This window comes from Cupriavidus sp. KB_39, from assembly GCF_052114485.1.
GTDB lineage: Bacteria > Pseudomonadota > Gammaproteobacteria > Burkholderiales > Burkholderiaceae > Cupriavidus.
In genome coordinates this window covers 37074-51631 of sequence record NZ_JBFREV010000012.1, presented here as the reverse complement: position 1 = coordinate 51631, position 14558 = coordinate 37074, and the positions used below count along the sequence as shown (strand labels likewise).

At 67.5% G+C, this 14558-nt stretch carries 12 protein-coding genes; 5 read left to right on the top strand and 7 right to left on the bottom strand.

Annotation, left to right across the window (positions count from 1 at the left end; all coding sequences use genetic code 11):
* Positions 1-12 precede the first annotated feature (12 nt).
* From AB4Z27_RS11725 to AB4Z27_RS11710, 4 genes are all read left to right on the top strand, one after another.
* Positions 13-957, top strand: coding sequence for a type II secretion system F family protein (locus AB4Z27_RS11725; protein ID WP_441644521.1), 945 nt, complete (start codon positions 13-15; stop codon positions 955-957).
* A 17-nt stretch (positions 958-974) separates the two neighbouring features.
* On the top strand, positions 975-1442 hold the full coding sequence (locus AB4Z27_RS11720; protein ID WP_092298258.1) for a TadE/TadG family type IV pilus assembly protein: 468 nt from the start codon (positions 975-977) through the stop codon (positions 1440-1442).
* A gap of 27 nt (positions 1443-1469) precedes the next feature.
* Positions 1470-2519: a TadG family pilus assembly protein gene (locus tag AB4Z27_RS11715; RefSeq protein WP_441644520.1), complete on the top strand. Its 1050-nt coding sequence runs from the start codon at positions 1470-1472 to the stop codon at positions 2517-2519.
* 175 nt (positions 2520-2694) lie between these two features.
* Positions 2695-3483, top strand: coding sequence for a metallophosphoesterase (locus tag AB4Z27_RS11710; RefSeq protein ID WP_441644519.1), 789 nt, complete (start codon positions 2695-2697; stop codon positions 3481-3483).
* Between the two features lie 107 nt (positions 3484-3590).
* Here the strand turns inward: AB4Z27_RS11710 and groL are convergent, their stop codons facing one another.
* Both groL and groES read right to left on the bottom strand, forming a co-directional pair.
* Positions 3591-5234 carry a chaperonin GroEL gene (groL, locus tag AB4Z27_RS11705; RefSeq protein WP_092298252.1) on the bottom strand — a complete coding sequence of 548 codons (1644 nt, stop codon included), beginning with the start codon at positions 5232-5234 and terminating at the stop codon, positions 3591-3593.
* A gap of 37 nt (positions 5235-5271) precedes the next feature.
* Positions 5272-5562, bottom strand: a complete 291-nt coding sequence (gene groES / locus AB4Z27_RS11700) for a co-chaperone GroES (protein WP_008644494.1) — start codon at positions 5560-5562, stop codon at positions 5272-5274.
* Between the two features lie 257 nt (positions 5563-5819).
* Between groES and AB4Z27_RS11695 the strand changes: the two genes are divergently transcribed.
* A complete protein-coding gene (locus AB4Z27_RS11695) occupies positions 5820-6653 on the top strand; it encodes a DUF1653 domain-containing protein (RefSeq protein ID WP_441644536.1) in 834 nt (277 codons plus the stop codon).
* Here AB4Z27_RS11695 and AB4Z27_RS11690 read toward each other — a convergent pair.
* From AB4Z27_RS11690 to AB4Z27_RS11670, 5 genes are all read right to left on the bottom strand, one after another.
* Complete coding sequence (locus AB4Z27_RS11690; RefSeq protein WP_092298249.1) at positions 6650-6934, bottom strand: winged helix-turn-helix domain-containing protein; 285 nt, start codon at positions 6932-6934, stop codon at positions 6650-6652. The two genes, AB4Z27_RS11695 and AB4Z27_RS11690, sit on opposite strands and share 4 nt — an antisense overlap.
* Before the next feature lie 110 nt (positions 6935-7044).
* The gene (locus AB4Z27_RS11685; RefSeq protein WP_441591846.1) at positions 7045-9981 is read right to left on the bottom strand and encodes an autotransporter family protein; all 2937 of its coding nucleotides are present in this window, start codon (positions 9979-9981) and stop codon (positions 7045-7047) included.
* A 699-nt stretch (positions 9982-10680) separates the two neighbouring features.
* The gene (locus tag AB4Z27_RS11680) at positions 10681-12939 is read right to left on the bottom strand and encodes a molybdopterin cofactor-binding domain-containing protein (RefSeq protein ID WP_441644518.1); all 2259 of its coding nucleotides are present in this window, start codon (positions 12937-12939) and stop codon (positions 10681-10683) included.
* Positions 12940-12952: 13 nt separating this feature from the next.
* A complete protein-coding gene (locus tag AB4Z27_RS11675; protein ID WP_092298240.1) occupies positions 12953-13411 on the bottom strand; it encodes a (2Fe-2S)-binding protein in 459 nt (152 codons plus the stop codon).
* Between the two features lie 220 nt (positions 13412-13631).
* The gene (locus tag AB4Z27_RS11670) at positions 13632-14513 is read right to left on the bottom strand and encodes a c-type cytochrome (protein WP_092298237.1); all 882 of its coding nucleotides are present in this window, start codon (positions 14511-14513) and stop codon (positions 13632-13634) included.
* Positions 14514-14558: the final 45 nt, after the last annotated feature.

Here is a 14558-nt window from a genome sequence, read left to right as displayed (position 1 = left end):
TCCCGGACAACCATGCCAACCACAACGATCCTGCTGTTGGGCGTCACCTTCGCCATCGTCTTCGGCGCGGCCTGGGTCGCGATGATCGTGATGCGCCCGAACCCCGTGGCCCGCCGGCTCGGCCAGATCGAGCGCGAGGCGCCCGGCGGCGCGCCGATCCCCGACGGCCGCCGCGAATGGATGCGCCGGRTGGAGCGGCTGGCCCGGCCGCTGGCGCAGCTCTCGCTGCCGAAGGAGGGCTGGGAGAACTCCGCGCTGCGCACGCGCTTCATCCATGCCGGATGGCGCTCGGCCGAGGCGATTCCGCTCTACTTCGGCATCAAGACCGTGCTCGCGTTCGGCCTGCCGATGGCGCTCTGGGTAGCGCTGGTCGGCGAGGTGGAAGCCGCGCGGCAGCAGGAATTCATGACGGGACTGTTCGCGATGGCGGTGGCGGGCTTCTACCTGCCCAACTTCGCGCTGCGCTGGAAGGTGGGCCGCCGCCAGCGCGACATCTTCGAGGCCTTCCCGGACAGCCTGGACCTGATCATGGTCTGCGTGGAAGCCGGCCTGAGCCTGGATGCCGCGATCCTGCGCGTGGTGGCGGAGATGCGCACCGCCCGCCCCGCCATGGCCGAGGAATACGAATTGCTGACGCTGGAGCTGCGCGCCGGCCTGCCGCGCGACAAGGCGCTGCGCAACCTGTCGGCACGTACCGGCGTGGAGGATGTGAGCATGCTGGTGGCGATGCTGATCCAGGCGGACCGCTTCGGCACCAGCGTGGCGGATTCGCTGCGCGTGCATTCGGACATGCTGCGCACCAAGCGCCACTCGCTGGCCGAGGAACGCGCGGCCAAGATCGGCACCAAGATCCTGTTCCCGCTGATCTTCTGCATCTTCCCGTCGCTGTTYGTGGTGCTGCTCGGGCCGGCCGCCATCCAGGTGGTCACCGCCCTGCGCAGCGTGACCAACAACTGACCCCGCCGGAGCCCGCCATGCGTCGACCCGCCCTTCGTCCCCCTCGCCCCCTTCCCCCCCGGCACCGCCAGCCGGGCGGCCCGCGCCACGCCGGCGCCGCCGCCGTGGAATTCGCGCTGATCTTTCCGCTGCTGCTGTTCATCGTGTTCGGCGTGATCGAGTTCGGCACCGCGCTTTATGACAAGTCCGTGGTCACCAACGCCAGCCGCGAGGCGGCCCGCGCCGGCGTGGTGCTGAAGTCCCCGGCGATGACCAACACCCAGATCAAGCAGGTGGCGCTCAACTACTGCACCAACAAGCTGGTCACCTATGGCGCCGCCGCCACCTGCACCTTCCCGCTGACCGTCTCGCCGTGCGCGTCGACCGGGACCGCGCTGACCGTGCAGGTGTCGTACACGTTCAACGGCCTGCTGCTCGGCCCGCTGATMCGGCCCTTCACCGGGCCGCTGACGATCAACGCGCTCACCACCATGCTATGCGAGTAGCCCAAATCTAGAGACAGGAGGTGTGCCATGCGCCAGGAAACCCTGCGGCAGGACCCGCCAGCCCGACTGACCCGTCGGCACCGCCAGCGCGGCGCCATCGGCATCATGATGCCGTTCATGCTGATCTCGGTGCTGTCAGTGGGCGCGCTGGCGGTGGATGTCGCCCATCTGGCCATCGTACGCAACGAGTTGCAGAACGCCGCCGATGCCGCCGCGCTGGCCGGGGCGGCCGGGCTGTTCCCGGCCAATCCCAAGCCCGCCTGGACCGCGGGCGTCACCAAGGGCACGAACGCCATCAGCCTGAACAAGGCCGCCGGCGTCACGCTGACCAGCGGCACGGTGCAGGCCGGCTACTGGAACCTGACCGGCACGCCGGCCGGGCTCCAGCCGCAGGACATCACGCCGACGTCCAATGACGTGCCCGCAGTGCAGGTGACCATCAGCCGGGGGGCGGGCAGCAACGGCGGGCCCGTGCCGACCCTGCTGGCGCAGGTCTTCGATGGCGCCGCGGCAAGCACCACCGCCACCGCGGTGGCGGTGATCGCAGCGCCGGGCATCATCGGCAACGGCGGGCTGTTCCCGGTGGCCCTGAGCCAGTGCCTGTACAACAACTTCTGGGACAGCGCCACCAACCAGCCCAAGMTCGATCCGGCGACCAAGAAGCCCTACCTGTTCCGCATCGGGTCCGCCTACCACTACGGGCCGTGCGAATCGGGCCAGTGGACTACGTTCAAGTCCACCGACAACAGCGCCACCGCCACGCGCGACCTGCTCCAGAGCGGCAACCCGTCGCCGGTGGCCATCGGCGACAAGATCTGGATGCAGGACGGTACCAAGACCTCGAACTACAACTATGTGGGGGTCAACCAGGACTACCTGCTGCCGGTCACCTCGTCGCTCAACCCGGGCTCGCTCGGCCCGATCACCGCATTCGCGGCGTTCCATATCACCGCCTCGGTGGGCGGCAGCGGCAAGTACATCGAGGGCTACTTCATCCCCAACTTCAAGGTCACGAACAGCGGCGGCGGCGTCGGGCCGTACTACGGCGGCTACGTCCCCCCGCGCCTGGCCCACTAGCCAGGAAAGGAGCCAGTGGCACGGCCGGGCCTCCGGGCACGGCCAGCCCCTCGCGCTGCCCCCCATGAGCAGCGCCGAGGCCCCCCTGGCTCCTCTTTTGCAGCCTGGTCTTGACCAGGCTGTCTTTTTTTTGAAGAATCGATCGCACACCAACATGGCGAGTCCGGGAGCCCCCATGAAGTTGCGCATCCTCAGCGACATCCACCTGGAGCACAACCAGACCGACGCGATTCCCGCGTGCGCGGCGGACCTCGTGATCCTGGCCGGCGACATCGCCAACGGCCGCGACGGCATCGACTGGGCCGCCCGCACCTTCGATGTGCCRGTGGTCTACGTGCCCGGCAACCATGAGTACTACGAGAACAACTTCGACACCGTGGACCGCCTGATGGCCGAAGCGGCGGAGGCGGCGCCCAACGTGGCGCTGCTCAACGGCGCCGTGGCCGAGTACGCCGATGGCGACGGCCGCCCGGTGCGCGTGATCGGCACCACCTGGTGGACCGACTACTGCCTCTACGGCACCGACCGCATCGACGACGCCATGCAGGCCTGCGCCCGCGTGGTGGTGGACTACCGGCTGATCGAAACCACCGACGAGGCCGGCCAGCATCGCCCCTACACCCCCGCCGACGCCCTGGCCCGCCACCGCGCCGCCACCGCCTGGCTGACGGACACCCTGGCCGAACCCTTCGACGGCAAGACCGTGGTCGTCACCCACCACGGCCCCGACCTCGGCAGCCTGGACCCCCGCTACGCCCACGACATCGTCTCCGCCGGCTTCCTCTCCCGCCGCCCCGACCTCGTGGCCCAAGCCGACCTCTGGATCCACGGCCACACCCACACCAGCTTCGACTACTGGATCGACCAGTCCCGCGTAGTCTGCAACCCGCGCGGGTATATATCGAGACGAACGGGCAACCCGGAGAACCCGGTGTTTGATTGGGGGCGGGTGGTGGAGATCTAGACCCCCGCCCCCTCCGCCCCCAAACAAAAACCCCCGCGAGCTTGCGCCCGCGGGGGTTTTTGTCAGACGTCGACGAGACCCGAAGGCCTCGTCTGGTCCGGCGTGATTTACATCATGCCGTCCATGCCGCCCATGCCGCCCATGCCGCCCGGCATGGCCGGAGCCGACTCTTCCTTCGGCGATTCAGCCACGGCGCAGTCCGTGGTCAGCATCAGCGAAGCAACCGAAGCGGCGTTTTGCAGCGCGGTGCGGGTCACCTTGGTCGGGTCCAGCACGCCCATTTGCACCAGGTCGCCGTACTCGCCCGAGGCAGCGTTGTAACCGTAGTTACCGTTGCCTTCGATCACCTTGGCCACCACGACCGAAGCCTCTTCACCAGCGTTCAGCACGATCTGGCGCAGCGGTTCTTCCATGGCGCGCAGCACGATCTTGATACCGGCGTTCTGGTCGGCGTTCTCGCCTTGCAGACCCGAGATCGCAGCGCGGGCGCGCAGCAGGGCCACACCACCGCCGGGGACGATGCCTTCTTCCACGGCAGCGCGGGTGGCGTGCAGCGCGTCTTCCACGCGTGCCTTCTTTTCCTTCATTTCGACTTCGGTGGCAGCGCCAACCTTGATCACGGCAACACCGCCGGCCAGCTTGGCCACGCGCTCTTGCAGCTTTTCACGGTCGTAGTCCGAAGTGGCTTCTTCGATCTGGGCGCGGATCTGCTTCACACGGCCTTCGATGGCCGAGCCGTCGCCGGCGCCGTCGATGATGATCGTGTTTTCCTTGCCGATCTCGATGCGCTTGGCTTGGCCCAGGTCGTTCAGGGTCGCCTTTTCCAGCGTCAGGCCGATTTCCTCGGCGATCACGGTACCGCCGGTCAGGATGGCGATGTCTTCCAGCATGGCCTTGCGGCGGTCGCCGAAGCCCGGGGCCTTCACGGCAGCGGTCTTCAGGATGCCACGGATGTTGTTCACCACCAGCGTTGCCAGGGCTTCGCCCTCGACGTCTTCGGCGATGATCAGCAGCGGACGGCCAGCCTTGGCCACTTGCTCCAGCACCGGCAGCAGGTCACGGATGTTCGACACCTTCTTGTCGAACAGCAGGACGAACGGGCTGTCCAGGGCAACAACCTGCTTTTCCGGGTTGTTGATGAAGTACGGCGACAGGTAGCCGCGGTCGAACTGCATGCCTTCCACGACTTCCAGCTCGTCGGCCAGCGACTTGCCGTCTTCCACGGTGATCACGCCTTCCTTGCCAACCTTGTCCATGGCTTCGGCAATGCGCTCGCCGATCGAGGCGTCGCTGTTGGCCGAGATCGCGCCAACCTGGGCGATTTCCTTGCTGGTGGTGGTGGGCTTGGACAGCTTCTTCAGCTCTTCCACGGCAGCGCCGACAGCCTTGTCGATGCCGCGCTTCAGGTCCATCGGGTTCATGCCGGCGGCAACGAACTTCATGCCTTCGCGGACGATCGACTGGGCCAGCACGGTAGCGGTGGTGGTACCGTCACCGGCGTTGTCGCTGGTCTTGGAAGCCACTTCCTTGACCATCTGCGCGCCCATGTTCTGGAGCTTGTCCTTCAGTTCGATTTCCTTGGCCACGGACACGCCGTCCTTGGTCACGGTCGGGCCGCCGAAGCTGCGCTCCAGCACCACGTTGCGACCCTTCGGGCCCAGGGTCACCTTCACTGCGTTGGCGAGAATGTTCACGCCTTCGACCATCTTGGCACGGGCGGCGTCGCCGAACACTACGTCTTTTGCTGCCATGTTCTGTTTCTCCTGATCTGTACGAGTGACGCGTGGATTACTTGTTGACCACGGCCATGATGTCTTCTTCGCGCATGACCAGCAGTTCCTGGCCATCCACCTTCACGCCTTGGCCGGCATACTTGCCGAACAGCACGCGGTCACCCACCTTGACGTCGAGGGCAATGTTGTTGCCCTTGTCATCCTTCTTGCCGGGGCCGATGGCGAGGACTTCGCCTTGATCGGGCTTCTCGGCAGCATTGTCGGGAATCACGATGCCGGATGCGGTCTTGGTTTCATTGTCCAGACGCTTCACGATCACACGGTCGTGCAGAGGACGCAGGTTCATACGGACTCCTAGGTACAAAAAGTGAGTTTTGATTCACAAATGGCCGTCTGAAGGCGACGGCCAACGGTTTTCGGGTACCGCAAGGGCTCTGTTAGCACTCACCCCCGGGGAGTGCTAATTATAGGGACGAGGGTTGTCGTTTTCAAGACAGGCGCTGAATACGGGGTTTCCCTACACAAGGGTTTACCCTATGACTTATGATCCGCCGCAACCGTGGAGTCTATATCTTGGCGAATCCCATTCCGAAGTCGATACCGATGCCGAACGACCCGGACCTCGTGCCGGGCATGCCTTACCGCCACTACAAGGGCGGCGCCTACCGTGTGACCGGCCTGGGCCGCTTCGAGGCCGACCTGGCGCCCGTGGTGGTCTACGAGTCCATGCGCGACCGCTCGATCCTGTGGGTGCGCACGGCGGAAGTCTTCACCGAGCCGGTGCGGACCGACGCGGGCGAGATGCCCCGCTTCGCGCCGGACTGGCCGGCCGCGCTGGCCCGCCTGGACTTCCTGCCGCGCCAGACCGTGCTCCAGGCGCTGGCGCTCTATGAGGCGCCCTATCGCCGCTACCACGGCCGCACCCATGTGCTCGAGATGTTCGAGGTGGCGCACGCCCGGGGCCTCGCGCTGAACCCGGCGCAGGCGCTGGCGGTGCTGTTTCATGACGCCGTGTACGTGCCCGGCTGCGAGCACAACGAGGCCGCCTCGGCGGCGTTGATCGAAACCATGGTGGATGAGGTGGACGACGACGTGCTGCGCCAGGCCATGCAGATCGTGCTGGACACCCGCGCGCACACGCCGACGGCGCCCGACGCGGCCACGGTGCTCGATCTGGACCTGTACCGGCTGGCGGCCCCCGCCGAGGCGTTCGACGCCTATACGCAAGCCGTGTTCGAGGAGAACCGCGCGCTGCTGGCCCGGCGCACCGGGCTGGCCGGCGCGGCGCTGCACGCGGCCTTCATGGCACGCCGCGTGGGCTTCCTCACTACGCTGGCGCAGCGCGAGCGGCTGTTCCTGACGCCCGCCTTTGCCGATGCCGAGCAAGCCGCGCGCAACAACATCGCCCGGATCGCGGCCGCCCGGCCCCCGGCTTAGTCGAGTCCGCTGCTGTCGAGGTAGCCCAGCGCCTCGCGCACCTCGCGGCGCGCCTTGAGCACATAGCCGACCCGGCGGTCGCGAATGACGAGGACGAGCACCTCGGCCTGCACCATCTCGCTGAAGTGATGGGCCGCGCGATGGAGGGTGAGCCCGGCAAGCTGGGCGAGCTGGTCGGCCGGCAGGCCGTCATCGCCGGCCTCGAGCAAGGCGCGGCAGATGGCCGCGCGCGCGGGCACGGCGAGCAGCGCAAACGTCAGCGCGCTTTCCTGAGTGGCCATGTCCAACCCCGTGTCGTGATGGTTGCGTTCGTTTGTACCGTGCTGACGCGGCAAACGCAAGTCTGCGGTCCGGGTGTTGCGCTGACCCCTCATCCGGCAGGCCGTGCCGGTCACCACGCGTATCGCACGCCCACACGCACCGCGTATTGGTAGTAATCCTGCTGGCCCCATGCGCCGGACACGCTGGTCCAGCCCGACCACGACTTGTTCAGCGCCAGGTTCATGCCCACCTTGGCTTCGAAGCGGTTGCGCGGGTACATCGAACCCAGTTGCACCTGGTTGAAGGCGATGTGGCTCTCGGTGTCCGAGTACCACCAGTTGAGCGTGACATAGGGTTGCAGCTTGCGACCGTCTTCGCGCACGAACGTGCGGTGCGTTCGCACGCCCAGCCGCGTCAGGATGCCGCTCGCACTGGCGCCACGCACGCGGGTGCCGTTCGGCTCGTCGATGTCGCTCTCGTTGTAGTCGACGTAGATCAACTGCGCCTGCGGTTCGACGACCCAGCCGCCGCGCAGCGGCATGGCATAGCCGACCTCGCCAGACACCGCCAGCCCGTTCGCGCTGTACTTCACCGTGGGCAACTGGTCGCCTTCCACGCGGTTGCTGAACCAGCCGTACTGGAACCATGCGTCGGCATAGGCGCCGTGCTTCTTCTCGTCGTCCTGGTACCAGGTGCCGTAGATCCCGAGGCTCCAGCCCTCGACCTTGCCTTTCGCGTGTGCACTGTTGGCTTGCGCCTCGGCATCGCTGCTGGCGTAGCCGTAGCTGCCCATCACGCCCGCATGCAGGCGGCTCGCCACGCCGCCCGCCTGCCACGTCGCCAACTCCGCGCCGCCTTGCAGCAGGAACGAATCGGTGCTGGTCTTGAACACGCCATCCTTGCTACGCCCGCCTTCCCACTTGCCCACCATGCGCAGCCAGCCCGCACCCGGCTTGCCTTGCCCCACGAGGCCCACCCCCTCCGCATACTGCGGCTCGCCGCGRCGATCATGCAGGCTATGCACGAACATCTGGCCCGACAGGCGTTGATTGGCAAGATACGCGCCCACCTCTGGCCGATACAGCGGACGTACCGGCCTGGGCACATCGGGCACAGGGTCCGGCGCCGGGCTCGGAGCGGGGCCCGGCGCGGGGTCGGGCGGCGGCGGAGGCGGGTCCTGCTCGGAGCGCAGGTACCAGGCTTGCGGCGCGGTGCCGTCGATGCTGCCCCGGAACAACCGGTATTCATAAGGGCCGGCCACCGCGCGGCCGTCGATCGAGAACGCACCGGCCTGCGTCGTGCCGCCGTTGATCGTATCGACGAGCTGGATGCCGCTCGCGCTCGTGACCAGCCCCGGCCCCCCCGCATTCGTCACCCGTAGCCTGGACGTGCCGGAGGCKGTCCCGCCGTCGATCACCAGCTTGTCCGATGGCGAGCCATCGCCACCCAGATAGGTGTTGAGCCCGATGACGCCGTCGCCGCTGTACTGGCCGACGGTCAGCGTCTTGAACACCCCGCCCACCGGTGCGGAGAACAGGATCTGGCTTGGGTCGTTGTTGAGCGTCGTGAGCCGCGAGTCGCCGGTGAGGTTCCACGTGCTGTCCCGCAGGACGAGATTCGACGTACTGCCTGCCTCGGTCAGCGCCGCACCGGTCAGCGTGGAGCCGGCGTCAGCATTCAGGTTCAGCGTGCCGCCACCCGTGACGTTGAACAACGCCCCGCTGCCATGCAATGATGACGTTGTCATCGACACGTTCATCGTCCCCCCGTTCATGGCAATGCCAGCGCCCTGCTGGGAGACGAGGGTCGAACCCGCAGCGGTCAGCGTGCCCGCGCCGCCGGCCGCTTCGTATTGCACCGCGTTGGCGCCGGCGCCACTGGCCGTGACCGTGCTGTCGACCAACGACAGCACACTGTCGCCACGCACACGAACGCCATGCGACCCCGTACCGCTTGTGTTGACGGTGACCCCGGTCGCCGCGAGTGAGGCGCCGCCCACGGACGCGCCTGGAATGATCGCCGCATCCGGATCATTCACGGCACCCACCTGGTCAGGTTCGCCCGAGCCCACCGTGCTGAGGCCCACGGCGTCATTGCCCGTCGTTGTCACGGAACCACCGTTCATGACAAGTCGCGCGGCGTTCCTCGCCGTAGCGCCTTCGCTGCCCACGCCACGCGTGGTCACGGCGACGTTGCCCGCGGTCAGCGTGGTCTGCGTGATGGCAACCAGCCCGATGGCGCCATCACCCGACGTCTCCACCGAACCGCCCGTCATCGTTACGGATGCCGGCGTGCCCGTTCCCGCGCCCGCAGCACGTGCTCCATAGGCGGTGGCGCCAGACGTGCTGATCCGCACGCCATCGGCCACGACCACGCCACCTGCCCCGCCCGCACTGTCGCCGTAGGCCACCAGACCGTCACCGTCAGCGCCCGTCGTCGTCACCGTGCCGCCGCTTACCTGGACACGCCCTGCGGTCAACGCCACGACACCCGCACTGCCAGGGCCCCGCGCTGTCACGCTCGTATTGGTCAATGTGGTCACGCCGCCGGCAATCGCGTTGGCGGCCCGCGCCTGGTTTCCATCGGCTTCAATCGACAGGTCGCGGGCGTTGATCGTCGATTGCACGTCTTGCGCGACAAGCCCCCGCGAAAACCCGCCGGCCGCCAGGACGAAGCCGCCCACCAAGTCGAGCTTCGCGCCAGTATCAGCCACCACCGCGGTGCGCAGCCCGCCCGTGGCAATGACCTCGATGGTCCCTCCCGTGTTGTCGAACGTTCCGGCTGCGCCGCCGCGCACCCATAACCCGGTACCTGCCACGCGTATCAACCCTGCGTTGGTGCCTGCCAGCGTATTGGCGCTGAAGACGACCCCATTCAGGCCAGAAACCTGGCCCGTGGCGCCCTGCGTGAACGTCCCGCCCTGCACGAAGATGACCGTGTCCTGCCCCCCTTGCAACAGTCCGTTGTTGGTCACCGTGCCGGGCGCGCCCATGTGGATGGCACGGTCTCCGCTGGAGATCGTGGCGCCGGCGTGATTGATCACCGTCGCCCCGCTATTCGCGTACAAGCCGCCGAATGGTCCGGCCCCCGTCGTTGCCGAGGTGCTCACCGTGCCGTAATTCTCGAAGCGTGAGCCACCCGGAGTGAGAGCGTCAAGGGAGATCCCGTCATTGGTTCCCGTGATCGTGCCGCGATTGACGAGATTCCAGTTCCGCGTGTTATTCGCATTCAGGCCATCATCCGTGGCTACCGCGATAACGGTACCGGCGGGCGCCTCAAAGTTCGTCGCCGCAGGATCGAGCGTCTGCAAACGGACCGTGGAGGTCGAGGATGGAACGGTGACGACTTGCGCATGAAGCAGTGAATATGGCGCCACCAGCGTTGCCGCAGCGAGCTTCGCTTTGAAGGTTTTCATATGCGCCCTCTCTAGAAACATCCTTGTCAGAGTCTGCGTGGACTGCGCCATCACGCGGCATCGACGTGAAAGTACAACCATCCTAGGCGCTGAAAGAGGTACGTCAAATGATGATGTTTTACATCGCCACAACACATCCTCGGGGGATGTGCGAGTGACTGCGCGCGACAATTCAGGCCCGTCAGATTCGGGKCGGGATACTACAGTCGGAGGAGGATGGGGCGCGGCGTCGCCGCTGGCACGTAACAGCGGTGTCGCTGTCGGTGATGGCCCCTCTCCCACTTGCAGGATGCATGGCAGGAGAGGGGCGGGAGGTGAGGAACGGTATCTGGCCGACGCGGCCAGCGTGCCTCAGACCACGAACGGCAACTGGCGCTGGCGCTTGCCAGTGAGGCGGAACAGCGCGTTGGCCACTGCCGGCGCGATGGCCGGCACGCCCGGTTCCCCGAGGCCGGTCGGGTTGTCCTGCGAGGGGACGAAGAACACGTCCACCTGCGGGGCGTCCGGCATGCGGGGCGGCGGGTAGTCGGGGAAGTTGCTGTTCTTCACCGCGCCGTTCTCGATCTCGATGGCAAACCCGGGCCGGGTCATCGACAGCCCGAACACGCAGCCGCCCTGGATCTGCGCCTCGGCCGAGAGCGGATTGACCACGCGGTTCGCGTGCACGCCGGCGGTCACACGGTGCACGCGCGGCTCACCCTTGACTACCGACACGTCCACCACATAGGCCACCACCGAGCCGAACGACTCATGCACGGCCACACCCCAGGCATGCCCCTTCGGCAGCTTCTTCTTGCCGTAGCCGGACTTGTCCACCGCCAGTTGCAGCGCGGCGCGGTGCCGGGCGTGCTTTTGCGGGTCCAGCCGGGCCAGGCGCCACGCCACCGGGTCCTGCCTGGCGGCGGTAGCCATCTCGTCGGCCAGCGTTTCCTTGACGAAGCCCGTGTGCGTGTTGCCCACCGAGCGCCACCAGAGCACCGGCACGTCCACCTTCGGATGATGCACGGCCAGTTGCAGCGGCACGTCGTAGTCGTTCTCGACGATGCCCTCGGTCATCGTCACGTCCACGCCGTTCTTGACCATCATCGACTCGAACGGCGTGCCGCTGACGATCGACTGGCCGACGATGGTGTGCTGCCAGCCCACCACGGCGCCCTTGGCGTCCACGCCGATGCGCGCGCGGTGCACGTGCAGCGGCCGGTAGTAGCCGCCCTTGATGTCGTCCTCGCGGCTCCACATCACCTTGAGCGGCTCGGTGTGGCCGTTGCCGACCCACGTGCGCAGCACGTTGGCGGCTTCCACCAGATAGTCCGAGGTCGGCACCGCGCGCCGGCCGAAACCRCCGCCGGCCATCATCGTGTTCAGCGTGACCTTCTCCGGCGCCAGCCCCAGCGTGCGGGCGATGGCGGCCTGGTCGACGGTCTGGAACTGCGAGCCCACCCACACCTTCACCGCCGTGGCCTTGTTGCCGGCAACCTCGGCCTGCATGGTGCAGTTGAGCGGCTCCATCGGCGCGTGGGCCAGGTAYGGCAGGCGGTATTCGGCGTCGATGACCTTCGCCGCGCCCTTGAGCGAGGCGTCGATGCCCTCCAGCGGCYTSGCCACCGTGCCCGGCTGCGTGGCCAGCTTGCTGTACTGGTCGAACAGCGCGGCGGTGCTCACCGTCGAGCCGGTGTCTTCCCAGACGATCTCCAGCGCCTCGCGCGCGGTCTTGGCGGGCCAGTAGCCATCGGCCACCACGGCCACGCCGGTGCCGCCACGGTCCACGGGCACCAGCATCACATCGACCACGCCCTTGATCTTGCGCGCGCGGTCGGCGTTGAACGTCTTGACCTTGCCGCCAAAGCGCGGCGGGCGGGCCACCACGGCCACGACCATGTCCTTGAGCCGGGTGTCGATGCCGAACACGGCGTCGCCGTGCAGCTTGGCCGCCGAATCCAGGCGCGGCGTGGGCTTGCCGACGATGCGGAACTGCGCCGGGTCCTTGAGCGTGACCTGCGCCGGCACGGGCAGGCCCATGGCGGCGTTGGCCAGCTCGCCATACGTCGCGCGATGGCTGCCGGAGGTGACCACGCCCAGCGACGTGCTGCAGCTCGCCGGGTCCACCTTCCACTGCTGGGCCGCCGCCGAGATCAGCATCGCCCGGGCGCGCGCGCCCAGCTCACGATACTGCTGGAACGAGTGGTTCAGGGCCGTGGAGCCCCCGGTGATCTGGATGCCGAAGGCSGGGTCCTTGTACGCGTCGCCGGCCGGGGCCAGCACCGCGCGCACGTTCTTCCAGTCCACATCCAGTTCCTCGGCCAGCGCCATCGGCAGGGCCGTGTGCACGCCCTGGCCGAACTCGAGCCGGTTCACGGCCACCGTCACGGTGTTGTCCGGGCCGATGATCAGGAACGCCTGCGGCGCGGACGGCGCCTTGGGGGCGCCTTCCTGGGCCTGCGCAACCGCGCTGAGCCCGCCGATGCCGATCGCCAGCCCGCCGCCAGCCAGCCCGCCCAGCTTCAGGAAGCTGCGCCGCGAGAGCGGGGCGATGCCTTCTGCCGGCGCGGACGCCTCGTTCACCGGCGCGCCGCTGCCGCCGGCCAGTGCTTCAATGCCACGAATTCGCATGATGATTCCCCGCTCAGGCGATGGCCCGGGCGGCATCCTTGATGGCCGCGCGAATCCGTTGATAGGTGCCACAGCGGCAGATGTTGCCAGCCATGGCCTGGTCGATGTCGGCGTCGGTGGGGCGCGGCTTGCTGCGCAGCAGGCCCACGGCGCTCATCACCTGCCCGTTCTGGCAGTAGCCGCACTGGGCCACGTCGTGGCGCAGCCAGGCGTCGAGCACGGCGCGGCCGATCTTGTCGTCCGGCATCGATTCGATGGTGCCGACCTTGCTGCCGGCCACGGCCGAGATCGGCATCACGCAGCTACGCGTGGCCTGGCCGTTGATGTGGACCGTGCAGGCGCCGCAGGCGGCCATGCCGCAGCCGAACTTGGTGCCGGTCATGCCGAGGTTGTCGCGCAGGGCCCAGAGCAGTGGCGTGGACGGATCGGCGTCCACGTCCACGGTCTTGCCGTTGAGGGTGAGGGTAGTCATTGCGGGGAACTCCTTGGGTGCGTTGCCCTTAGTCTTCTTGCATCGCACCGCCGGGCTCGTTGGCAAGCAACGTGGCACGGGATCCCTGGCCACCCGGCGGCGCCCACGGAGGATAGAACAAATTCGAGAAACGTGCGCCGCCCTACGCACACGGGTGGGCGTGCACCGGGATGGGGCGAAACGAAAGTTTCTGGGCCCTGCTAATTAAGTAGCGCCCCTTCTATTTAGTCGCGGACAAATAGAGATGCAGCGCGTTGAGGTCGGTGTCGTTCATCTTGGCGAACGAGGAGAACGGCATGACCCGGCTGACGTCGGTGCCGTCCGGCCGCTTGCCGGTGCGCATCATGGCGACGAACTGGTCCGGCTGGGGGTAGCGCTTCATCACGCCGTTCGGGCGCAGGTCGGCGGCCGGCGGCCAGTCGGGCGGCGCGCCGGGGATATGGCCGCCGCGCAGGTCGCCGCCATGGCAGCCCATGCAGGCATTGGCCATGTACTGGCCATAGGCCGGCGTCACCGCGGCGGCAATCGCCGGCGCGGGCGGCAGGTCATGGTTGATCTTCTCGGCGGCGTCCCGGATCACGCCCGCGCCGTACAGCCCCTGCGCGAACCACGGGAAGCGCACTTCGGCCGGCTGCCCGTTGGCCGGCGGCAGGCTGCGCACGTAGGCCACCAGCGCGCCGAAGTCCTCGTTTGAAAGCCGGTTGTAATCCTCGCTCGGCATGATCAGCAGCGGCCGGCCCGTTGGCGCCACGCCGTGGCGGATGGCGCGGTCCCAGTCCTCCGGGCGRTATTTGGCGACGTCGGGGTTGGCCTGGGTGATGTCCGGCGCCCGCACGCGCAGGCCGTTGGGCTCGTCGAAGACCTGCTTGCCGGCGCCCTTGGCGCCGTGGCAGTCCATGCAGCCGCGCGATTCGTAGAGATATTTGCCATGGGCGATGGCGGCGGTGTCGGTGGGAATCGTCACCGGGGTCACGTTGACCTTCACAGTCCGCGCGAGCTTGCGTCCGCCCCACCAATAGGTACTGCCCACGGCCACCACCACCACGACAACGAAGGTAATCGACGCCGAACTGGCGATGCGGAAGAATCGCGCAATATCCATGGGTTCCCCTCTCCGTGGCGGAGGCACGGCCGCCGCGCGGCCCGC